This window comes from Nonomuraea recticatena (assembly GCF_039533245.1).
Taxonomy (GTDB): Bacteria; Actinomycetota; Actinomycetes; order Streptosporangiales; family Streptosporangiaceae; genus Nonomuraea; species Nonomuraea roseola.
The window spans coordinates 209076-230383 of sequence record NZ_BAAATE010000001.1 but is presented as its reverse complement, the minus strand read 5'-3'; the positions used below and the strand labels follow the sequence as shown (position 1 = coordinate 230383).

The window sequence follows — 21308 nt, the reverse complement described above, 5'->3', positions numbered from 1 at the left end:
CAGGGAGCCGCCTTCGCCCTCGCAGGCCCCGCGGGGCGTCTACAGGGCCGCCTGCATCTCCTGCATGCGGCGGATCTCCGCGGTCTGCTCGACACCGATGTCGCTGGCGAGCTCGGAGATCCGTTGGTGGGCGCCCTCTCCGAGCACCTTGGTCGCCATCGTGATCGCTCCGTGGTGATGGGCGATCATCATGGTCAGGAAGAGCCGGTCGAACTCCACGCCCGACGCGGCCTTGAGCGCCTCCATCTGCTCGGGCGTCGCCATGCCCGGCATCCCCTCGTGCGCCGCGTGGTGCTCGGGCACCTTCTGGCCCTGCTCCTGGAGCCAGGTGGTCATGTACTGGATCTCGGGGCCCTGCGCGTCCTTGATGCGGGAGGCCAGCCCCTTCAGCTTCTCCGACTTGGCCCTCGTCGGCGCGAGGATCGCCATGTCGAGCGCCTGGCGGTGATGGATGATCATGTTCTGCATGAACGACACGTCCACCGCGTTCGCGGTGGGGGAGGGCACCGCGGTGACGGCCTCGCCCGGCGACAGCGTCCTGGCGGGCTCGCCCGGTCTGCCCGGCGCGATCACCGGAGCCGTCGAGTCGGCCGTGGGCGCGGCGGCCCTGCTGTCTCCGCTACAGCCCGAGAGGGCGACCACCGTACAGGTGATGACAACGAGCGCGGCGCGCACCTGACCTCCGTGAGTCGAGAGAGCGAACTGTAAACCAGAATCGTGATCATCTAACAGATGGCAAAGCGCAATAACATTTGACGTACTGCGTGCTAGCTGAGAGTGAGATCGGGGCGTCACCATTTTTACATTTATGTCCCCCTTATCGGAGGAACGTGAGTGTTCATCCCCCGTAGAGCCCTCGTCCTGCTCGGCACCGCCGTCGCGTTAACGATCACCGCCCTGCCGGCCCAGGCCAGCGACATCCCCGCCCCTGGCCAGATCTCCAAGAGCGCCAACATCGAGCACGTCACCAACGTGCCCAAGCCGGCCGCCCTGGCCGACATCCACACCGACATGGCCTTCCAGGGCGACTACGCCTACGTCGGCAACTACCAGGGCTTCTCCATCTACGACATCAAGCACCCGAAGCGCACCTCCCTGGTGAGCAGCGTGGTCTGCCCCGGTGGCCAGATGGACGTCTCCGTCTACGGCGACCTGCTGTTCGGCTCCGTCGACTCCTCAAGGAACAACGACTCCTGCCAGAGCACCGGCCAGAGCGCGCGGATCAAGGAGTCGTGGGAGGGCATCCGCATCTTCGACGTCAAGGACAAGGCCAACCCGGTCTACGTCAAGGCCGTCGAGACCAACTGCGGCTCCCACACCCACACCATCGTGCCGGGCAAGGGCGCCGACGCGGCCAAGCACGTCTACCTCTACATCTCCTCCTACGGTCCTGCGGCGGACTTCCCCGACTGCAAGACGCCGCACGACCTGATCTCCATCGTCAAGGTGCCGCTGGACAACCCCGCAGGGGCCACGGTCCTGAGCACCCCGGTGCTGTTCCCGCCCACCCGTGACACCAACGGCGACGGCGTGCCCGACGACGGCGGCTTCGCCGGTGTGCCGCTGCCGTACCCGAACGGCAAGTCCGCCACCTCCGGCTGCCACGACATCACCGCCTACCCGGAGAAGGACATCGCCGCCGGAGCCTGCATGGGCGAGGGCATCCTGATGGACATCTCCGACCGCGAGCGCCCGGTCGTCACCACCACGGTCCGCGACGAGGTGAACTTCGCCTTCTGGCACTCGGCCACGTTCAACAACGCCGGGACCAAGGTCATCTTCACCGACGAGCTCGGCGGCGGCTCCCGCGCCACCTGCAACGAGGCGATCGGCCCGAACCGCGGCGCCAACGCCTACTACGACCTCGTCGGCGGCCAGCTCCAGTTCCGCAGCTACTTCAAGATCGCCCGCCACCAGGCCGACACCGAGAACTGCGTCGCGCACAACGGCTCGCTGATCCCGGTCAAGGGCAAGGACATCATGGTGCAGGCGTGGTACCAGGGCGGCATCTCGGTCGTGGACTTCACCGACTCGTCGCGTCCCGAGGAGATCGCCTACTTCGAGCGTGGACCTGACACCACCGCTCCGCCGCTCAGCGGCGGGTTCTGGTCGGCCTACTACTACAACGGCTACATCTACGGGTCCGACTTCAACCTCGGCCTGGACGTCCTGCGCATCAACGATCCCCGTACCAACCAGGCGAAGAGCGTCAAGTTCGACATCCTGAACGCCCAGACGCAGCCTTCGTACCCCGAGCACGGCCGCTGATCCAGCGGTGTGACCTGACGACCCCTGCGGCCGATGTGCGTGCCGCAGGGGTCGACATCGTGAGGGGGAGCGGCGTGAATGGGAGCGACGAAGGGAGTCGAAGCGATGCGCGAACCTCACCCCGCCCTCCAGCGGCTGAACGCCCTCGTGGGCGAATGGGAGATCTGGGCGACCGTGGGTGACACACCCACCGCCGGCGGCAGAAGCGTGGTCGAGTGGATGGAGGGCGGCGCCTTCCTGCTCCAGCGCACGGACGCGGAGCTCCCCGAGGACGCCCCGTCCGAATGGCTGGCCAACTCGCCCTTCCCCGTCTCGGCGATCATCGGTCTGGACGACGCGTCGGAGGAGTTCACCATGCTCTACGCCGACGGCCGAGGCGTCCACCGCGTCTACCGGATGACCTTCGCCGACGGCGTGTGGCGGATCTGGCGCGAGGCGCCGGGCTTCAACCAGCGGTTCACCGGCGCGCTCAGCGAGGACGGCGCCTCCATCACCTGCTCATGGGAGATGTCGCAGGACGGCACGTCATGGCAGCACGACTTCGACCTGGAGTACAGGAAGGTCAAGTAGGGCAGGTGTATCAGGAAGGTATCAAGCGACATGCTCCGGGACACGTAGTGACATAGTGGGTCGAGTCTGATCATCAACCCACGATGGGAGGTCCCGGTGGCGTCCAGACTCGGCCGTGTGCTCGTGCTGGCCGGTGCGGCCCTGACTCTGGTGGCGGCGACGATGCCGGCACAGGCGGAGTCGGCTGACAAGATTCTCAAGAGTGCCAACGTCGAGCACGTGGCGAACCTGCCCAAGAAGGGCGCGTTCACCGGCCCGGACGCGTTCAACTCGGACCTGGCCTTCCAGGGCGACTACGCCTACCAGGGCAACTACAACGGCTTCACCATCTACAGCATCAAGGATCCGGCCAAGCCCAAGGTCGTCAGTCAGGTGACGTGCGAGGGCGCGCAGAACGACGTCTCGGTGAAGGGCGACCTGCTCTTCCTGTCGGTGGACGACCCTCGCGACAGCGACTCCTGCAAGAGCGACTACGGCACGCCCACGAGCAAGAAGTCGTGGGAGGGCATCAGGATCTTCGACATCAGCGACAAGTCGCGGCCGAAGTACATCAAGGCGGTCGAGACGGCCTGCGGGTCGCACACCCACACGCTGGTGCCGGACAAGTCGGGCAAGTCGGTGTACCTGTACGTCTCGTCGTACATGCCGGCCGACATCTACCCCGAGTGCAAGCCGCCGCACGACCGGATCTCGATCGTCAAGGTGCCGCTGAAGAAGCCGAAGGACGCCAAGGTGGTCTCCAGGCCCGTGCTCTTCCCCGAGGGCGGAAACGAGCAGCAGAGCGGCCTGCTCCTGCCCACCAGCGGCTGCCACGACATCACGGTCTTCCCCTCCAAGAACCTGGCCGCCGGCGCCTGCATGGGTGACGGCGTGCTCATGGACATCTCCGACCGAGAGCGGCCCAAGGTCACCGCGACCGTGACCGACGAGAACTTCGCCTTCTGGCACTCGGCGACCTTCAACAACACGGGCACGAAGGTGGTCTTCACCGACGAGCTCGGCGGCGGCGCCTCGGCCACCTGCAACGCGACGATCGGTGCAAAGCGCGGCGCTGACGCCGTCTTCGACATCGTGGACGGCGAGCTGGTCCACAAGAGCTACTACAAGATCTCCAGGCACCAGGATTCGTCGGAGAACTGCGTCGCGCACAACGGGTCGCTGATCCCGGTCAAGGGCAAGGACATCATGGTGCAGGCGTGGTACCAGGGTGGCGTCTCGATCTGGGACTTCACCGACTCCTCGGCGCCCAAGGAGATCGGCTACTTCGAGAGGGGACCGCTGAAGCCGCGCTCCGTCGGCGGTTCGTGGTCGGCGTACTACTACAACGGGTTCATCTACAGCAGCGACATCCAGAAGGGATTCGACGTGCTGCGGATCTCGGACAAGCTGACCGACCCGGCGGCCAAGGTGCGCCTGAGCATCCTGAACACCCAGACGCAGCTGCCGTTCTGACGCGGGGCCGCGCGCCGTCTCCATGAGAGCGGCGCGCGGCTCACCACGGAGGCGCTCACCACAGAGACGGTCTCCTCGGAGGTGGTCTCCGCGAAGGTGCTCACTGCGGAGGCGCGAACCCTCCCGGCGTGGTGCGCGGCTGCGGAGCGGGGGGCGGCGGCGGGGAGGAGCTCGGCGGAGCCGCCTGCGGGGGTGAGACCTGCGGGGGTGAGACCTGCGGGGCATGGGGCTGAGCGTACGGCTGGCCGTACGGTCCGGGCTGAGGGTGGGGCACAGCCTGTGGACGAACGCCGTGGCCCTGCGGGGCCTGTGGATAACGTGCCTGGTCGCGCCGCCGGCGCTCGGCCAGCACCGCGCTGAGATAGGCGTGCGCGGGCACCCCGGGCGGCGGCGGTGGCGTCACATAGGCCGCCACCTGCGTGGCGATGCGCACCCCCATCTCGTGCTGGACGGCAGGCGACAGGTCGTGCCAGCGCACCAGATACTGCCTGGCCGCCCCCGCCACCTCTCCTGGCAGCTGCGAGAGCTCCAGCGTGCGAGCCCATCCCTCCAGCGCGGGAGGCATCAGCACGGGCTGCGAACTCCCGCTCGGCCCCCTCTCGGAGATGACGATCGTGCCCGCGAACACGTCACCGAGCCGCTTGCCCCGCTGCGAGATCAGGGAGGCGATGAGCGCGGGCGCGCCGAAGAAGGTCCAGAACTCCAGGACCCCCGCCAGCCCCCTGAACAGCGCCTGCCTGAAGCGCTCGGGGCCGCCGTCGTCGCTCACGACGCGCAGGCCCAGCGCCAGCTTGCCGAGGCTGCGTCCCCGCGTCGCCGTCTCGAAGATCACCGGGTAGCCGGCCATCACCAGCACGCTGATCAGGATCGACACCGCGCCGGCCAGTGCGGGGTCGGAGACGACCGAGGAGAAGCCGACCGCGAGGAAGACGCCGACCATCAGAATGACCTGCACGATCATGTCGATGGCCAGCGCCACGGCTCGGATGGGCGGCTGTGCCACCCTGACCTCGACGACGACGGCGTCGCCCGTTACCACCTCGGACATAGGGGGAGCCTAGTGCCAGAATGTCCCGGTGGACATTGACGCCTTCGTCGCCGCGCACCGGCCCGCGTGGGATCGACTCGACCACCTGGTACGGCGGCGCAGGTCGCTGACGGGCGCGGAGGTCGACGAGTTGGTCGAGCTCTACCAGCGGGTGTCGACCCACCTGTCGATCGTGCGCTCGGGCACGCAGGACTCCATGCTCGTCGGCAGGCTGTCGGCGCTGGTAGCCAGGGCGCGCTCGGCGGTGACCGGCGCGCACGTCCCCGCCTGGCGCGACGTCGTCAGGTTCTTCACGGTCTCGTTCCCCGTGGTCGCCTACCGTGCCAGGTGGTGGTGGCTGGCCAGCACCCTGGCCTTCGTGGCGGTCTCGTGGATCATGGGCGCGTGGGTGGCGGGCAGCCCGGAGGTGCAGGCCGCCGTGGGCACGCCCGAGGAGATCAAGCAGCTGGTCGAGCACGACTTCGCCGACTACTACTCGGAGAATCCCGCCGCCTCGTTCGCCAGCAGGGTGTGGATCAACAACGCCTGGGTCTCCATGCAGGTCATCGTGTTCGCGATCTTCCTGGGTCTGCCGATCCCCTGGATCCTCTTCCAGAACGCCGCCAACGTGGCCGTCTCGGGCGGCCTCATGGCCTCGCGCGACAAGCTCGACATCTTCTTCGGCCTGATCCTGCCGCACGGCCTGCTGGAGCTGACGGCCGTGTTCCTGGCCGCGGCGGTCGGCATGCGGCTGGGCTGGACGGTCATCGTGCCGGGGCCGCGCCGCAGGGTCGACGCGCTGGCCGAGCAGGGAAGAGCGGTGGTCAGCGTGGCGATCGGGCTGGTGCTGGTCCTGTTCGTGTCCGGCCTGATCGAGGCGCTCGTCACCCCTTCGGGGCTGCCGACGTGGGCGCGCCTGTCCATCGGGGTGATCGCCGAGGCGGCCTTCCTCGCCTACGTCGTGTACTTCGGCAGGAAGGCCTACCTGGAGGGCGAGACGGGCGACCTCGAGAGGGCGCCCGACGTGGCGCCGACGAACTAGAGCCGTCCCGCGGCCTTCAGCGCCAGGTACGCGTCGGCCAGCGCGGGCGCGAAGTCCTCGGGCAGGGCGTCCACGACCTCCACGCCGTGCCCGCGCAGGCGCGCGGTGATGCGCCTGCGCTCGGCGAGGGAGCGTTCGGCCGCGGCGGCGTCGTAGACCTGCTCGGCCGTCCCCCTGCCCGCCGCCATGGCCGCGACCAGCGGGTCGGATACGCCGGCCACCAGCAGCAGGTGCCGCGACGACAGCTGGGGCAGCACCGGCATCAGCCCCTCTTCGAGCGCGGCCGAGTTGAGGTCGGTCAGCAGGACCACCAGCGCCCTCCGCTTGGCCCTGCCCAGGATGGCGGCGGCCAGGCCGGGCGCGTCGGACTCCACCAGCTCGGCCTCGACCGGGGCCATGACGTTCACCAGCGCCGAGAGCAGCTCGGTGCGCGAGGCGCCCGACACCCAGGCGCGCACCGCCCTGTCGTAGGCCAGGAAGTCCACCTGGTCACCGGCCTTGACGGCCAGCGCGGCCAGCAGCAACGCGGCGTCCATGGACCAGTCGAGCCTGGGCCATCCCGTCCCCACGCGCCCCGCCGACGTGCGCCCCGTGTCGAGGACGATCAGCACGCGCCTGTCCCTCTCGGGCCGCCAGGTCCGCACCACCACGTCGTTGCGGCGGGCCGTGGCGCGCCAGTCGATGGAGCGCACGTCGTCGCCGACCACGTACTCCCGCAGCGAGTCGAACTCCGTGCCCTGCCCCCTGACCAGCGCGGGGTGGTTGCCCTCGAGCTCCCGCAGCCTCGCCAGGCGCGAGGGCAGGTGCTTGCGCGACAGGAAGGGAGGCAGCACCCGCACCGTCCACGGCACGCTGTGACCGCCCTGCCGCGCGGCCAGCCCGAGAGGCCCGAAGGCCCGGACGGTCACCGCCTCCGACGACCTGTCGCCGCGCCGCGTGGGCTTCAGCTCGAACACCAGGCGCCGCCGCTCGCCCGGCGGCACGTCGATGGGCACGCTCTTGGGCGACAGCCCCGCCGAGGGCTGCCACGCGTCGCGCAGGACACCGCGCACCCGCCGAGGGCCGGGATTCTCCACGATCAGCTCGACCGTGGCCGTCTCGCCGAGCCGTACGGAGGTGGGGCCCGAGCGGGTGAACGTCAGTGGCCGCACCGACCCTGCGAACACCAGGTCGGTCACGATCGCGGCGAGCAGCAGCAGGCAGCCCGCGAGCACCGCGTAGCCGGGCCCTGGCACGAACAGCACCACCACGATCCACAGGGCCGCGACCAGCCCCGCCCGCCCTGTCAGTGCCATCAGCGGGGGACCGGCACGGCCGCCAGGATGCCGTCGAGCAGGCCGTCCGTGGTCGCGCCCTCGAGCTCGGCCTCGGGCCGCAGCTGGATCCTGTGCCGCAGCGCGGGCCTGGCCAGCGCCTTCACGTCGTCGGGCGTCACGTAGGTGCGGCCGGACAGCCACGCCCACGCCCTGGAGGCCGCCAGCAGCGCCGTCGCGCCGCGAGGTGAGACGCCCAGCTGCAGCGAGGGCGACTGCCTGGTCGCCCTGGCCAGGTCGACGATGTAGCCGAGCACCTCGGGGGCCACGTGCACCGCGGCCACCGCCTCGCGGCCCGCGGCCAGGTCGTCGGCCGAGGCCACCGGCTTGACCTGCGACAGGTCGCGCGGGTCGAAGCCGCGCGCGTGCCGTTCGAGCACCGCGATCTCCTGGTCGCGCGGCGGCAGCGGCACGGTCAGCTTCAGCAGGAACCTGTCGAGCTGCGCCTCGGGCAGCTGGTAGGTGCCCTCGTACTCCACCGGGTTCTGCGTCGCGCACACCACGAAGGGGTCGGGCAGCGGCCTGGCGTCGCCCTCGACGCTGACCTGCCGCTCCTCCATCGCCTCGAGCAGCGCCGCCTGCGTCTTCGGCGGCGTGCGGTTGATCTCGTCGGCGAGCAGCAGGTTGGTGAAGACGGGCCCCTCGCGGAAGTCGAACTCCGCGGTCTTCGCGTCGTAGATCAGTGAGCCCGTCACGTCGCCGGGCATCAGGTCGGGCGTGAACTGCACGCGCTTGAAGTCGAGCGAGAGCGCGGCCGACAGCGTGCGGACCATCAACGTCTTGGCCACGCCGGGCACGCCCTCCAGGAGCACGTGCCCCCTGCACAGCAGCGCGATGACCAGCCCTGTCACGACCGCGTCCTGGCCCACCACGGCCTTGGCCACCTCGGCGCGCAACGCGCCGAGCGCCTCGCGCGCCATGTCACCGCGCCCCGCGACGCGGGTGGTCTCCTCAGTGTTCACGAACCTGCCTCTCGATCTCGTCCAAGTATCCAGCCAGGGCCACCAGGCCCGCGTCGTCGGCGGGGGGCGCGCCGTACAGGGCGGTCCCGAGGTGGCCGGCCTCCAGCCCCGTGCGCACGGCCAGCGCCGCCACGACCTCGTCGGCCCTGGGCTGCGCGCCGAGTCCGAGCCGAGGTGTCAGGCGGTCGAGCGCGCCGCCGCGCAGCGCCTCGGCGGCCTGGGTCCTGGCTCTGCGGGCACGGTAGAGCCTGCCCCTGCCCTCCACGGTCTCCGCCGCCCTCACCACGACAGGCAGCCGCTCGGCCACCACGGGCCCGAGCCGCCTGCCCTGCCAGAGCGCGACGACCGCGACGGCGACGACCGCCATGAGCACCGCCCACGGCACGTTGTCGGGCATGAGCTCCTGGATGCTCCTGCCTCCTGGCCCGGGCAGCTCGCCGGCCCCCACGGGAGGGGGCACCAGCCAGGTGACGGCCTTGCGGGAGCCCAGCAGGTTCAGCGCGAGCGCGGCGTTGCCGTCCTCGGCCAGGCGCAGGTTGGTCATGAACTCGCCGCTACCGAGCACGGTGACCGTGCCCGCCGTCACGAGGGAGCCCGCGTAGCAGGACTCGCCGTCGGCCTTGAAGGTCCGGCCGCCCAGGTAGGCGCTGCCTGCGGCGCGGGCGGCCGGCAGCCGGCAGCCGGGCTCGCGCGAGCGCAGGCGCGCCTGCCCGTCGTGGTCCACGGAGGGGGCGAGCACGTCGAGGTAGGGCTGGTCGCCGACGATCACGAAGTCGCCGGAGATGTTCGCGAGCCGCTCGGCCTCGCTGTAGTCGCCGTTCCACGGCGCGCCGACCAGCAGGAGGCGCTCGCCTTCACGGGCAAGGGACTCGGCGGTCGCCACCGAGTCGACCCTGTCGACGCGCACGCCCCTGTCGCGCAGCAACTGGGCCAGCGCCTTGGAGCCGCGCAGGGAGGCGTCGTCGGGGTCGAGGTAGCGGCCCTGCTCACCGCCGCCCGCGAGCAGCGCGCCGAACACCGCGGTGGCCACCACGAGCAGCGCGACCGCCACAGCCGCCCTGCCTCGCCGCCACAGGCCCTTCGCCGTGGGAGCGGTCGAGACGCTCACGACGCCACCGGCCTGGCCAGGCGGAGCCGTTCGTCCAGGTCACGCAGCATCGCGTAGGCGGCGGGGCTGCCGGGCACGCCGCCGTAGGCGACGTCGTCGAAGGCGCGCGCGGCCGCGGCGAGCTCCTCGGCGAAGGCCGGCAGCGACCTGCCCGCCTCCGCCGCCAGCTCGTCGGCGGTCTTGCCCGGCAGGCCGTCGATCAGCGCTCTGTCCTGCAGGTCGCGGGCGATGGCGCGCAGCCGTTCCTGGACGGCTTCGGCCCACCGACCCTCCGCGGCCAGCCGCTCGGCCGCCTGCCTGTGCTCGGCCGCGGTCATCGCCCTGCCGTCGAACAGGTCGCCCGGCGCCGTGGTGGCGCGGGCCGACCTGCGTGCCAGCCAGACCAGCACCGTGACGAGCGCGACGACGAACAGGACCAGCAGCAGCGCGGCGAGCAGGGCGCCGACGGGGCTGCCGCCCGGAGCGAAGTCGGTCGCGTCGCCGAGCAGCTGCTGGAAAGTGCGGTAGAGCCTGTCGAGCAGCGACTCGTGCGCGTAGCCCGGCTTGGACAGCTCCTCGGCCGCCCTGCGCTGCGCCTCCTCACGGCCCAGAGGGGTCACGGCCTGCGGGCGTTCGACGGATGCCAGAGTTCGTCGGCCGTGGCGTGCACCCAGCCCTGCCGCTGCTGCTCGAGGGCGGCGGTCTGCAGGACCAGGTCGAAGGCCTCGCTGCGCATGCGCCTGTCGGTGTAGAGCAGCCCCGCCACGCCCGCCTGGAGCGGGTAGGTGATCATCGCGCCGAGCGTGGTGCCGATGGCGAGCACCACGGCGACGGCGATGGTGGCGCCGGTGGAGCCCTCGCCGAACACGCTGACGATCCCCGCGATCAGGCCGAACGGGAAGCTGATGATCATGCTGACCAGCCAGGCGATGATCATGGTGAGCACGAGGATGCCGAACACCCTCCAGAAGTCGCCGCCCACCAGGCGCCACGACCTGCGCATCGCCTGCACGGGGCCGAGCCCCTCCAGCACCACCGCGGGGGCGGCCAGGGCGAAGCGCGTGTTGATGAACAGCGCGTAGCCGATGTAGAAGAGCATGAACAGAAGGCCGAGGCCGAGCGCGGCCAGGGGCTCACCGCTCGACGCGGCGACGTAGAAGATCACCGCCATCGGGATGGCGGGCACCAGGATGAGCCCGAACACCAGGAAGAAGACCCCGAACAACGCCGGCACCCTCGAGGCGACCAGTCGCCAGGCCTCGCCTGCGGTGATCTTGCCGCCGAAGACGGCTCTGCCGAGGATCCTGATGAGGATGCCGGTCAGGATCGTGACGGCCGCGAGGCTCACCACCGACGAGATGATCGTCGGCAGGTACTGGGTGACGAACCCGCCCTCCATCGCCGCCGGCTGGGCCGTCGGGTTGTCCAGGAGGTCGCCGATCGAGCTGAGCGTCAGCGCCTGCCCGATCGAGACGGGCACCGCGGCGACGGCCGCGACGATCGCCGACAGGCCGAGCACCGCCTTGGGGTTGGACCTGATGAGCTTGATCGTGCCGTCGTAGATGTCGCCGAGGCCCAGGGGGCGTAGCGGGATGATTCCCGGACGCAGCGCGGGCGGCGGCATGTAGCCGTACCCTTGCTGGCCGTAGGGAGGCGGTGGGGGAACAGGTTGCTGCCACGCTGACGGGTCCGGGCCGCCGCTGTAGGGGGATCCGGGGGCCCGGTAGGGCGGAGGCTGCTCAGCCGACCAGCCGGGCGGCGTCTCGTGACCGTCTGACATACACCAATCCTGGCACGGTGGGCGACTCATTGGTGTAGTGCGAGTCCGGGGATGGTCGAAACATGCCTTTGTCTTGCACACTGAGATTACGGGGGTTGCAGGGGCGTCTAAAATTCGGCTTTCGATGGTCTGATGGTTATGCCACGAGGCTGGCAAGGGTAACCTTCAGCAACCGTGCGGGTATGTCCCACAATGCGTAGAACGAATGAGGGGCCATGAAAGGACGCGTGCTTGTCGTCGACGACGACGCCGCTCTCGCCGAGATGCTCGGCATCGTGCTGCGGGGCGAAGGTTTCGAACCATCCTTTGTCTCCGACGGCGACAAGGCCCTCGACGCGTTCCGGGATACGCGCCCGGATCTGGTACTGCTCGACCTGATGCTTCCGGGGGCGGACGGCATCGACGTGGCGCGCAGGATCAGGGCTGAGTCGGGGGTCCCGATCGTCATGCTCACCGCCAAGAGCGACACGATCGACGTCGTGCTCGGCCTCGAATCGGGGGCCGACGACTACATCGTCAAGCCGTTCAAGCCCAAGGAGCTCGTGGCCAGGGTGCGGGCGCGGCTGCGCCGTACCGACGAGCCGACCCCCGAGATCCTGCAGATCGGCGACATCACCATCGACGTCGCGGGCCACTCGGTCAAGCGCGGCGAGGAGACCATCAACCTCACCCCGCTCGAGTTCGACCTGCTCGTCGCCCTCGCCCGCAAGCCGCGCCAGGTCTTCACCCGCGAGGTGCTCCTGGAGCAGGTCTGGGGCTACCGGCACGCGGCCGACACCCGTCTGGTCAACGTGCACGTCCAGCGGCTGCGCGCCAAGATCGAGAAGGACCCCGAGCACCCCGAGATCGTGGTCACGGTCCGCGGCGTGGGCTACAAAGCCGGCCCGGCGTAAGTTTCCCCCTTTCTCATGTTCCCGTCGAAGAGCAGGCCCCGTCGCAGGACGATCCGCCAGATCCTTGGCGGCGTCAGGCGGCGGGCCAGGCGCGCGGTGGGCATGGTCCGCAGCACGTGGCGGCGCTCGCTCCAGCTCCAGGTCATCACCAGCACGCTGGTGATCTCGGTGACCGTGGTCGCCGTCCTGGGCGTCTTCCTGGTCGACCAGATCAACACCTCGGTCGTCGACAGCCGCACGCAGGCGGCCGTCACCGACGCCACGGCCGACAGGGTCGCCATCGTGGCCGCGCTCAACCAGGAGCCCGCCGAGCAGGGCAAGGCCGCCGAGGGCAGCACCGCCCCGATCGAGGACCCGCTCGACCAGGCTCTCTACGGCATCATCGGCACCGGCGAGAGCGGCTGGCAGAAGCGCTACCAGCTGCTCGTGCTCAACCCCACCGAGCCGGGAGGCTCGCGGGCCACGGGCCGGGTACTGCCCGTCGACGTGCCCGCCGACCTGCGCGCGAAGCTCCAGACCAAGCGCGACAAGAGCGGCGTGCTCAACGAGCCGCAGCAGGTCAGGAAGCGCATCAAGTTCGCCGCCGGAGGCGAGCCCGAGCTGACACTCGTGGTCGGCGCCTTCGTCCAGAACGGCTACGAGGTCTACCACTTCTTCCCGCTCACCGGCGAGGAGGAGATGCTCACCACCGTGCGCCAGGTGCTGGTGGTCGTCGGCATCGGCCTGGTGCTGCTGCTCGGCGCCATCGCCTCCCTGGTCACCCGCCAGGTCGTCACCCCCGTACGGCTGGCCCGCCAGGCGGCCGAGCGCCTCGCCTCGGGACGGCTCGACGAGCGGCTCAAGGTGCGCGGCGAGGACGACCTCGCGCGGCTGGCCACCTCTTTCAACGAGATGGCCGCCAACCTGGCGCTCAAGATCCATCAGCTGGAGGAGCTGTCGCAGGTGCAGCGGCAGTTCGTCTCCGACGTCTCACACGAGCTGCGCACCCCGCTCACCACCGTGCGGATGGCCGCCGACCTGCTCTACGACGCGCGCGAGGACTTCGAGCCGATGGCCGCGCGCTCGGCCGAGCTGATGCAGGCCCAGCTGGAGCGGTTCGAGTCGATGCTGGCCGACCTGCTGGAGATCAGCCGCTACGACGCGGGCGCGGCCACGCTCGACCTCGACTCCACCGACGTGCGCGACGTGGTCCTGCGCGCGGTGGGCGACTCCGAGGCGCTGGCCGAACGGCACGGCACCCGCTTCGAGCTGCGGCTGCCGAGCGAGCCCTGCATGGCGGAGATCGACAGCCGCAGGGTGGAGCGGATCCTGCGCAACCTGCTGTTCAACGCGATCGAGCACGGCGAGGGGCGCGAGATCGTGGTGACCGTGGGAGCCGACCGCGACGCGGCGGCCGTGGCCGTACGGGATCACGGAGTCGGCCTGAAACCCGGCGAGGACCAGATGGTCTTCGACAGGTTCTGGAGGGCGGACCCCTCGAGGGCGCGCACGATCGGCGGCACCGGGCTCGGGCTGGCCATCTCGCGCGAGGACGCCATGCTGCACGGAGGCTGGTTGCAGGCGTGGGGGACGCCTGGAGAGGGGTCGCAGTTCAGACTCACCCTGCCTCGCACGGCGGGGGCCGTGCTGAAGGGCTCTCCGCTGTCGCTCGTGCCGCCGGAGGTGGAAATGCGGCGGACATGGCGCGGGCACATCACGCCGGTGCTCTCACCGGCGGCGGGGGAGGGGGTGCTCCATGCGGAGTAAGAAGTTCGGCGTTCTCGTGCTCGCGGCCAGCGTGGCCTGCGGCGGTTCGGCCTGTTCGGTGATCTCTGTGGGCGGGCCGCCCGAGCTGGCCAGGCCCGCCGACGCCGCCGACTCGATGACCAAGCCGTTCCAGCGCATGGTCGCCACGTCCCCGCAGGCCGACTGGACGCCGACGCAGACAGTCCAGGGGCTGCTGGCGGCGATGGCCAGCTTCGACGACGTCGAGCAGAAGATCCTGCGCGAGTACCTCACACCCGAGGCCAAGCGCGCGTGGAAGCCCGGCGACTCCTTCACCGTGGTCGAGGACAACCCGACCGTCAACCAGGTGAAGGAGGGCATGGTCCAGATCGAGGCCACCCAGATCGCGATCATCCACGACGACGGCTGGTACGAGCCCAAGAAGGAGAAGCGGACCCTGCAGGTCCCCGTGGCCAAGACGAAGGAGGGCTACCGGGTCTCCAGGCTCGACAACGGGCTGATGCTCCTCACCGCCGCCGACGTGCGCAGGGCCTACGCGCAGGCCGACATCTACTTCCTCAGCGGTTCGGGCTCGCTCGACGACACCAGGGCCATCCCCGTGGTCGACCACGTGTGGCTGCCGGTCAACCCGCGCAGGTCGCTCGCGGAGACGATCGTCGACAGGCTGCTCGAAGGCCCGAGCGAGTCGCTCGAGGGCGCGGTCTCCACCGCGTTCGAGGGGATCAGCCTCGACAGGATCGACCCGGGTGACGAGACGGTCGTGGTCAGGCTCGAAGGCCAGTTCAAGACCCAGCCGGCGCCCGTCGAGGCGCTCACGCGGCAGCTGCAGTGGAGCCTGAGGGAGCTGACCAAGGGCCGCACCATCGAGGTGCGGCTCAACGGCGAGCCCTTCTACGAGTCGGGCCCGCTGACGATCGTGCCCAGACAGACCGACACATGGCTGCGCTCGCCGGAGAGCAAGGTCTACTTCGTCCAGAACGGCCAGCTGATGCGGCTCGGCCAGGACGGCGCGAGCAGCGCGATCCCCGGTCCCGTCGGACAGCTGGGCGAGATCTACAAGGAGCCGGCGATCACCGGCTCGCCCGGGCCGCGCGAGGGAGACCCGTCGGAGTACGTGGCCGCGCTGAAGAACGACGGCCGCAGCGTCTGGATCAGCCGTCTCGCCGGTGACGCCCAGTGGGAGGAGGCGATCAAGGGCACCGACCTGACCGCCCCCAGCTGGAACTGGAACGGCACGCTGTGGACCGTCGACAGGGTCGACGAGCGCACCTCCTACGTCCTGCGCTACGACATGTCGGCCCTGGACCAGCCGGTGACGCGCATCGCCGCCCCCGAGCTGAACGGCAAGCAGGTCAAGGCCTTCAAGGTCGCCAGGGACGGCACCAGGGTGGCCGCCATCGTCGCCGACGGCGAGGGCGTCTCGGTCATGGTCGGCGTCATCACCGGCGACAAGCTCGACCACTTCCAGACGCTGTGGTCGGCGGAGGAGATCAAGGACCTCGCCTGGAGCGACTCCGAGCACCTGCTCGCGCTCGTCGGCTCGGGCCGCACCATCTCCGAGATCGACATCAGCAACGGGACGGTGCGGCAGCTTCCTGGCACCGACAAGCGCATCACGTCCATCACGGCGCTGAACGACCGGCTGGTGGCGGGCACCGAGGCCGACGAGAAGGGGGGCGGGAAGGTGCTGGAGCTCACGCAGGACAAGTGGGTCGACACCAAGGCCCCGGAGGGCGCCCTCTACCTGACCTTCCCCCTCGACTGACCCTCCGCTGCCCTTCTGACCCTCGCTCGAGCGACCCCGCGCTCAACCCCCGCCCAGGACTCCGCGCGGGTTCTGTCGGTGGCGGCGGGCATCCTGCACGCGTGCTCGACCTCCTCCTGCCCCTTCGATGCGTGGGCTGCGCCGTCCGGGGCTCGCTGCTGTGCGAGGCGTGCCTCGTCGTCGCCCCCGCCGACAGGACACCTTTCCCTGGCCCCGAGGGACTGCCCGTCTGCTGGTCGGCGACGCTCTACGAGGGCGCGGCCCGCCAGGCGATACTCCAGTACAAGGAGCGGGGCCGTACGGCTCTCGCCGCCCCGCTGGCGCAGGCGCTGGCCTTCACCATCGCCACGGCGGTGCCACGGGGACCCCTCGTCGTCGTTCCGGTGCCGAGCGCCCGGCGGGCCGTCCGCGCGAGAGGGCACGACCCCGTGCGCAGGCTGGCGGCGCTGGCCGTACGCCAGCTGGCCGGTCTGGGCAGGGCGGTCACGCTCCGCGCGGACCTCAGGCAGAGCAGGAGAGTGGCCGACCAGGCGGGGCTCAGCGCCGCGCAGAGGGCCGCCAATCTGGCCTCCTCCCTACACGAGTCGCGCAGGCGGGCGGCGCGGCCCTGAGTGGCCGCTCAGGGCCGCCTGTGGTCCTCGTGGACGACGTCGTCACGACGGGCGCGACGCTGGCCGAGGCGGCCAGGGCGATACGCGAAGCGGGGGCGGCCGTCGGCGCCGCGGTAACGGTCGCAGCGACACGCCGAAAAAGCGTGATCCATTAAGGTGACGGACAGTAAAGGCGACGCCAGGTCTCCACCCTCCCCGCTTCGCCACATCTCCCTTCCTCGGCCGCAGCTCACCGGGTCCTCCAGGCCCGCCTGGAAGGGGTAAACGGTCGCTAATGCGGACATCTGCTCCCCCTCTTTCGTGCTCGCAAAATCACGCAAAGTGATCTTTTAGGCGAACCTCAGGCTGACATTCGGACGGGATCCGGATAGCGTTCTGACATGGCACCCGTTCGGGTCCGTGGTTGCGCAGGGTCGGGGCTCCCGGCTCTGCTAGCCGATGCCAGCCGCAGGCGAAACGGTCCACGTAAGGCGACTTTTTGTCGACTGATCACGGTGCGGCTTAGGAGTAAGTCCTGCCTTCCCGGGGGTCCAGATGTCCCCCGACCAGAAGAGAAGGGCAGTAGTGGCAAAGAGCTGCGAACCCCTCAGCAGGCGATTGTGGGGTCGAAGACCAGGTCGGCCGGACGGGTGCCACTGGAGCCGCTGGTGACGATGTGTCGAAAGAGGGTAACGGTGGTAGAAGACCTCGCCCGGCAGGCACAACGTCGGGCGCTCTGTCTCAGTTGTTAGACGAAGGGGGGCTGTTGCATGGACATCATCGTCAAGGGACGGCACACAGGAGTGAGTGACCGGTTCCGGGACCACGTGACGACCAAGCTGGCCAGGATCGAGCGTCTGGACAACAAGCTCATTCGAGTCGATGTGGAGGTGTCGAAGGAGCGCAACCCCCGTCTCGCGGATCAGCGCGAGCGCGTCGAGCTCACCATTCACTCACGAGGACCCGCCGTCCGCGCGGAGGCCTCGGCAGACGACCGATTCGCCGCCCTCGATCTAGCACTCGACAAACTCGAAGGCCGCCTCAGGCGGATCGCGGACCGGCGCAAGGTGCATCACGGCAACCACGCCACCCCTTCCGTGGCCGAACTGACGGCGGCGCTGGCCGACGTCTACGACACGCCGCAGGCCACCGCCGTCCCCGCGCAGGCGGAGCCCGAGGAGGAGGACCTCCTCCCCGACGACAAGGCCTACGACGACATCGTCCCCATCGAGATGGACGGCGAAGGCCCTTGCGTCGTCCGCGAGAAGTTCCACAAAGCCGAACCCATGACCATCGACCAGGCCCTCCTCGAGATGGAACTGGTCGGTCACGACTTCTACCTGTTCCGTGACAAGGAGAGCGGCCAGCCGAGCGTCGTCTACAGCCGGCGCGGCTACCACTACGGCGTGTTGCGGCTCGTTGAGCCGTAATGTCGTAAACGAAGATCCTCTCGACCACCCCAGGACCGCAAAAGCCTGGCATCATGGCGGTTCAACGGCTCTGGCCCCCCACGAGGAGGAGACGTGAGCGAGCGCAGCGAGCGAGTCGAGGCGGCGCGCCCCGGCCACGTGAGCGAGCGAGCCATCAGGCAGATGCGGTCCCCCGAGGAGGCCGCATGAGCGACCCGATCCGCGTGATGATCGTTGATGATCACGAGCTGATCAGGCGCAGCCTCGCGCTGGCTCTGGCGGCCGAGGAGGACATCGAGGTGGTCGGCGAGGCGAGCGACGGGCAGGAGGCGGTCGAGCTGGCCGATCGCCTCCTCCCCGACGTGGTCCTGATGGACGTTCGCATGCCCAGACAGGGCGGCATCGAGGCGACCGGCCGCATCAAGGCGTCGGTGCCCAGCACCAGGATCATCATGCTGACGGTCAGCGACGAGGAGGAGGACCTCTTCGAGGCGATCAAGGCAGGGGCCACCGGCTACCTGCTGAAGGACGTCCAGATCGACGAGGTTCCCGACGCGGTGCGCGGGGTGCACGAGGGCCAGTCCCTCATCAACCCCGCGATGGCGGCGAAGCTCATCACCGAGTTCGCCAACATGAGCCGCAAGGAGGCCGAACGGCCGCCCCAACTGCCGGTTCCGAGGCTGACGGAGCGGGAGATGGAGGTGCTGCGGCTGGTGGCGAAGGGGATGAACAACCGAGAGATCGCCAAGCAGCTGTTCATCTCGGAGAACACGGTGAAGAACCACGTGAGGAACATCCTCGACAAGCTGCAACTGCATTCCAGGATGGAGGCCGTGGTCTACGCCGTGCGGGAACGCATGCTGGAGATCACCTGACGGACTGGGGTCAACGGCCTGCCTCGCAAGCCCTCAACGGGTTTGTCGGGGAGTACGGGCCGCGCACCCCCCGTCGGAAGAGGGCGGCCCCATCGAGAGGCGGCGGTGTCGTTGCCGAGGGGCGGCAGCGTCATGGAAGGACGCAGCCCCTTCGAAGGCCTCTTCGCCGGGGGTGGCAGGGGGTCTCTCGAAGGGGCGGGCGTGGGCTCCGGTTGGGGTCAGCGGGAGTCGGAGGGGCCGAGAGGTAGGGCGTCGAGGAGCGGACGGGTGTGGGCCTCGGAGGTGACCCGCTCGACCCGTACGTCGGTGCAGCCCACCCAGCTCGCCGCCGACCACAGCGCGTCCCGCACCGCCGCGATGTCCACGGCACGCACCGCCGAGGACTCGAAGGACACATGCCTTGCCACGAAGGTCGAGCCCTCGCGCGCGGGATCCACCCTGCCGATGAGCTTGCCGCCCGCGAGAACCGGCATCGTGAAGTAGCCGTGGACGCGCTTGGGCTTGGGGACGTAGATCTCCAGCTGGTAGTCGAAGCCGAAGATCCGCGAGGTGCGTCCCCTGTGCCAGATGAGCGAGTCGAACGGCGAGACCAGCGTGGTGCGATGGCGTCCCCTCGGCACCGACGCCAGGGCCTCAGGATCGGCCCAGGCGTTCGGCGCCCGCCCACCGATCCCCGCGGACCGAACGGAACCCGCCGACCCGATCACCGAAGCACCGGACACCCCGAGCCCGTCGGCCCCCGGCAGTGCGGAGCCGGAGGAAGAGCCCGCGAGCCCACGCCCGGCAGTACCGGCTGTCGCGAGATCGAGAGATCCGCCAAGGCCCGGCTCGGCGGCGTGAGAGACCGTGAGGCCAGGAGGGCCGGAAAGCCCCTGGTCGGTGGCTCCGGCGGCCAGGAGGTCGGAAGGCCCGTTGTCAGCGGCTTCGGAGCCGGCGAGATCTGAGCCAGGATCCCCGAGTGCGGCGGCTCCGCGCGTCGCGGGATTCGGGGATGGCGAGGTGACCGAGATCGCCGGTGAAGGCGCAACGGCTGTGCGGCGTGGGGGTCTGGCTTCCGGCCAGCCCGCCACGTGGACGGGGACGAGCCCCGCCGCGCCGCTGGCCAGGGCCTCGTCGAGCATCGCGGCGTGCGGGCCCTTGAGCCTCAGGAAGTCGATCAGATCGGCTCGCGTCGCCACGCCCAGCGCGGCGCCCGCGATGCGCGCCAGCCGTACGATGCACTCCTCGTCGGTGAGCTCCACGCCGAGCAGGTCGGCGGGGACGGCGCGTTCGGCCAGGTCGTAGACCCTGCGCCAGCCGATGCGCCGGGTGCAGACGAGCTCGCCGATGTCGAGCAGCCACTCGAGCGCGATCTTGGAGTCGGACCAGTCCCACCACTCGGCGCTCTTCTTGGCGCCGCCGATGTCGGAGGTGGTCACGGGGCCGCTGTCGCGCACCTGGTGGAGCACCTTCTCGAAGTCGCGAGGGACCTCGTGCCAGCGCTGCTTGCTCCCGCGGTAGGCGCGGCGGCGGAAGTCGTAGAGCGGCCAGTGCTCGATGGGCAGGATGCAGGCGGCGTGGCACCAGTACTCGAAGCTGCGCGCGGGGTTGTGCCAGTAGGCGCGCTCGATGGTCTCCCTGCCGACGGGGCCCAGCCTGCCGTACGCGACCAGCTCATGGGAGCGGGCGAGGACGGAGATGGTGTCGAGTTGCACGGCGCCCAGCCTGCGGAGCATGCCCTCCACCCCGCCGCGCCGGGCGTCGGCGCCCAACAAGCCCTGGGCGCGCAGGATCAACCGGCGCGCGTCGTCGGCGCTCAACTCGGTCATGTCGCAGATTCCGTACGGCACAGCATGCCGGGCATCGTAACGGCGGGCACCGACAAAAACGGCACGCGGTCCGACGGTGAGATCTGGAGAGCTCCCGACGGTGGACCCGACCACCGGCGAGAGCCGGACGGATCGCAGGGGAGCGGTGGACGGCGCCGGACGGCGCGGTGTGCGAGGCGGGGTGCGGCGGGGGTGAGGCGCGGAGGGGCGGCGCGCGGGGAGGGGCCGTGGCGCTGGGCTGGAGCGCCAGGTTTGTGGGCCGGGAGAGGTGCCGGAATCGAGAGGACGGAAAGCGGTGGCGGGCGGGGCGCCGTGGGGGACCCGGCGCCCGCCACCGGTCAGGTCCTCTTAGCGGTGGTCCTCGGCGCGCATGCCCGCGCGGGGCGCGTCAATGACGACGTCGGAGAAGATGTCGAAGACGAGGGCGAGGACCCCGCCCAGGACGATCACCCCCACGCCGACCCAGACGATCAGCCAGTTGGCCATCGCCAGGCCGACGCCGCCCACGATGAACCCGGCCAGTACGACGGTGACCGCCAGCCACGACGACGCGCGCCCACCGTGGTTGCCTAGGTTGTGACCATCTGCCATGGCCTATCCCTCCTGAAGGTTTTCCCGCCCTGCCATGTCAATGGTGCGAGATCGGTCTAGATCGGCATACGCTCTGCCGAAAGACCATTGTCCCAGACGGTGGTTGCGGCCTCCCCGTCGCGGTGGCTGTGTCTGGTGGAAGAACCGCCTA

21 protein-coding genes are annotated in these 21308 nt (G+C 69.9%); 12 read left to right on the top strand and 9 right to left on the bottom strand.

The features are described from left to right. Positions 1-39 precede the first annotated feature (39 nt). A complete protein-coding gene (locus ABFX50_RS01045; RefSeq protein WP_346142447.1) occupies positions 40-468 on the bottom strand; it encodes a DUF305 domain-containing protein in 429 nt (142 codons plus the stop codon). Here ABFX50_RS01045 and ABFX50_RS01040 point away from each other — a divergent pair. From ABFX50_RS01040 to ABFX50_RS01025, 4 genes are all read left to right on the top strand, one after another. Continuing rightward, positions 467-679: a hypothetical protein gene (locus ABFX50_RS01040; protein WP_346142445.1), complete on the top strand. Its 213-nt coding sequence runs from the start codon at positions 467-469 to the stop codon at positions 677-679. The two genes, ABFX50_RS01045 and ABFX50_RS01040, sit on opposite strands and share 2 nt — an antisense overlap. Before the next feature lie 155 nt (positions 680-834). Continuing rightward, positions 835-2268 (top strand): LVIVD repeat-containing protein, encoded by a 1434-nt coding sequence (locus ABFX50_RS01035; protein ID WP_183649975.1) that lies wholly within the window; start codon positions 835-837, stop codon positions 2266-2268. Positions 2269-2373: 105 nt separating this feature from the next. Beyond that, complete coding sequence (locus ABFX50_RS01030) at positions 2374-2838, top strand: hypothetical protein (RefSeq protein WP_346142443.1); 465 nt, start codon at positions 2374-2376, stop codon at positions 2836-2838. 96 nt (positions 2839-2934) lie between these two features. Continuing rightward, on the top strand, positions 2935-4290 hold the full coding sequence (locus ABFX50_RS01025; protein WP_379504657.1) for an LVIVD repeat-containing protein: 1356 nt from the start codon (positions 2935-2937) through the stop codon (positions 4288-4290). Between the two features lie 100 nt (positions 4291-4390). Here the strand turns inward: ABFX50_RS01025 and ABFX50_RS01020 are convergent, their stop codons facing one another. Further along, positions 4391-5338, bottom strand: coding sequence for an RDD family protein (locus ABFX50_RS01020; RefSeq protein ID WP_346142441.1), 948 nt, complete (start codon positions 5336-5338; stop codon positions 4391-4393). A 28-nt stretch (positions 5339-5366) separates the two neighbouring features. On the opposite strand from ABFX50_RS01020, the gene ABFX50_RS01015 reads away from it, so the two are divergent. Beyond that, entirely contained in the window at positions 5367-6359 is a 993-nt protein-coding gene (locus tag ABFX50_RS01015) for a stage II sporulation protein M (protein WP_346142440.1), read from the top strand. On the opposite strand, the gene ABFX50_RS01010 is transcribed toward ABFX50_RS01015, so the two are convergent. Genes ABFX50_RS01010 through ABFX50_RS00990 form a run of 5 tightly spaced genes read right to left on the bottom strand, consistent with a single transcriptional unit; the run spans position 6356 to position 11501 of the window. Next, a complete protein-coding gene (locus ABFX50_RS01010) occupies positions 6356-7654 on the bottom strand; it encodes a DUF58 domain-containing protein (protein ID WP_183649964.1) in 1299 nt (432 codons plus the stop codon). The genes ABFX50_RS01015 and ABFX50_RS01010 overlap by 4 nt on opposite strands. Next, positions 7654-8592 (bottom strand): AAA family ATPase, encoded by a 939-nt coding sequence (locus ABFX50_RS01005; protein WP_183660190.1) that lies wholly within the window; start codon positions 8590-8592, stop codon positions 7654-7656. The genes ABFX50_RS01010 and ABFX50_RS01005 overlap by 1 nt, the downstream gene beginning before the upstream one ends. A 31-nt stretch (positions 8593-8623) precedes the next feature. Then, entirely contained in the window at positions 8624-9742 is a 1119-nt protein-coding gene (locus ABFX50_RS01000; protein ID WP_346142437.1) for a DUF4350 domain-containing protein, read from the bottom strand. After that, the gene (locus tag ABFX50_RS00995) at positions 9739-10341 is read right to left on the bottom strand and encodes a DUF4129 domain-containing protein (RefSeq protein WP_183649960.1); all 603 of its coding nucleotides are present in this window, start codon (positions 10339-10341) and stop codon (positions 9739-9741) included. The genes ABFX50_RS01000 and ABFX50_RS00995 overlap by 4 nt, the downstream gene beginning before the upstream one ends. Continuing rightward, the gene (locus ABFX50_RS00990; protein WP_346142436.1) at positions 10338-11501 is read right to left on the bottom strand and encodes a DUF7847 domain-containing protein; all 1164 of its coding nucleotides are present in this window, start codon (positions 11499-11501) and stop codon (positions 10338-10340) included. Before ABFX50_RS00990 ends, ABFX50_RS00995 begins: the two co-directional genes overlap by 4 nt. A 215-nt stretch (positions 11502-11716) precedes the next feature. Here ABFX50_RS00990 and mtrA point away from each other — a divergent pair, with 215 nt between their 5' ends. From mtrA to ABFX50_RS00960, 7 genes are all read left to right on the top strand, one after another. Further along, the gene (mtrA, locus tag ABFX50_RS00985) at positions 11717-12394 is read left to right on the top strand and encodes an MtrAB system response regulator MtrA (RefSeq protein ID WP_043620615.1); all 678 of its coding nucleotides are present in this window, start codon (positions 11717-11719) and stop codon (positions 12392-12394) included. A 15-nt stretch (positions 12395-12409) separates the two neighbouring features. Further along, a complete protein-coding gene (gene mtrB, locus ABFX50_RS00980; protein ID WP_183649954.1) occupies positions 12410-14140 on the top strand; it encodes an MtrAB system histidine kinase MtrB in 1731 nt (576 codons plus the stop codon). After that, on the top strand, positions 14130-15884 hold the full coding sequence (locus ABFX50_RS00975) for an LpqB family beta-propeller domain-containing protein (protein ID WP_346142433.1): 1755 nt from the start codon (positions 14130-14132) through the stop codon (positions 15882-15884). The genes mtrB and ABFX50_RS00975 overlap by 11 nt, the downstream gene beginning before the upstream one ends. Positions 15885-15985: 101 nt before the next feature. Beyond that, positions 15986-16495: a ComF family protein gene (locus ABFX50_RS00970; RefSeq protein WP_346142431.1), complete on the top strand. Its 510-nt coding sequence runs from the start codon at positions 15986-15988 to the stop codon at positions 16493-16495. 20 nt (positions 16496-16515) lie between these two features. After that, complete coding sequence (locus tag ABFX50_RS51245) at positions 16516-16650, top strand: phosphoribosyltransferase family protein (RefSeq protein WP_379504653.1); 135 nt, start codon at positions 16516-16518, stop codon at positions 16648-16650. Positions 16651-17244: 594 nt separating this feature from the next. Next, positions 17245-17904 carry a ribosome hibernation-promoting factor, HPF/YfiA family gene (gene hpf / locus ABFX50_RS00965; RefSeq protein WP_346142429.1) on the top strand — a complete coding sequence of 220 codons (660 nt, stop codon included), beginning with the start codon at positions 17245-17247 and terminating at the stop codon, positions 17902-17904. Positions 17905-18089: 185 nt separating this feature from the next. Next, on the top strand, positions 18090-18758 hold the full coding sequence (locus tag ABFX50_RS00960) for a response regulator (RefSeq protein WP_346142427.1): 669 nt from the start codon (positions 18090-18092) through the stop codon (positions 18756-18758). 218 nt (positions 18759-18976) lie between these two features. Here ABFX50_RS00960 and ABFX50_RS00955 read toward each other — a convergent pair whose 3' ends face one another. Together ABFX50_RS00955 and ABFX50_RS00950 are read right to left on the bottom strand one after the other, a co-directional pair. Then, positions 18977-20566, bottom strand: coding sequence for a DNA glycosylase AlkZ-like family protein (locus ABFX50_RS00955; RefSeq protein ID WP_346142426.1), 1590 nt, complete (start codon positions 20564-20566; stop codon positions 18977-18979). A 348-nt stretch (positions 20567-20914) separates the two neighbouring features. Beyond that, positions 20915-21157 carry an HGxxPAAW family protein gene (locus ABFX50_RS00950; RefSeq protein ID WP_183649944.1) on the bottom strand — a complete coding sequence of 81 codons (243 nt, stop codon included), beginning with the start codon at positions 21155-21157 and terminating at the stop codon, positions 20915-20917. Positions 21158-21308 lie beyond the last annotated feature (151 nt).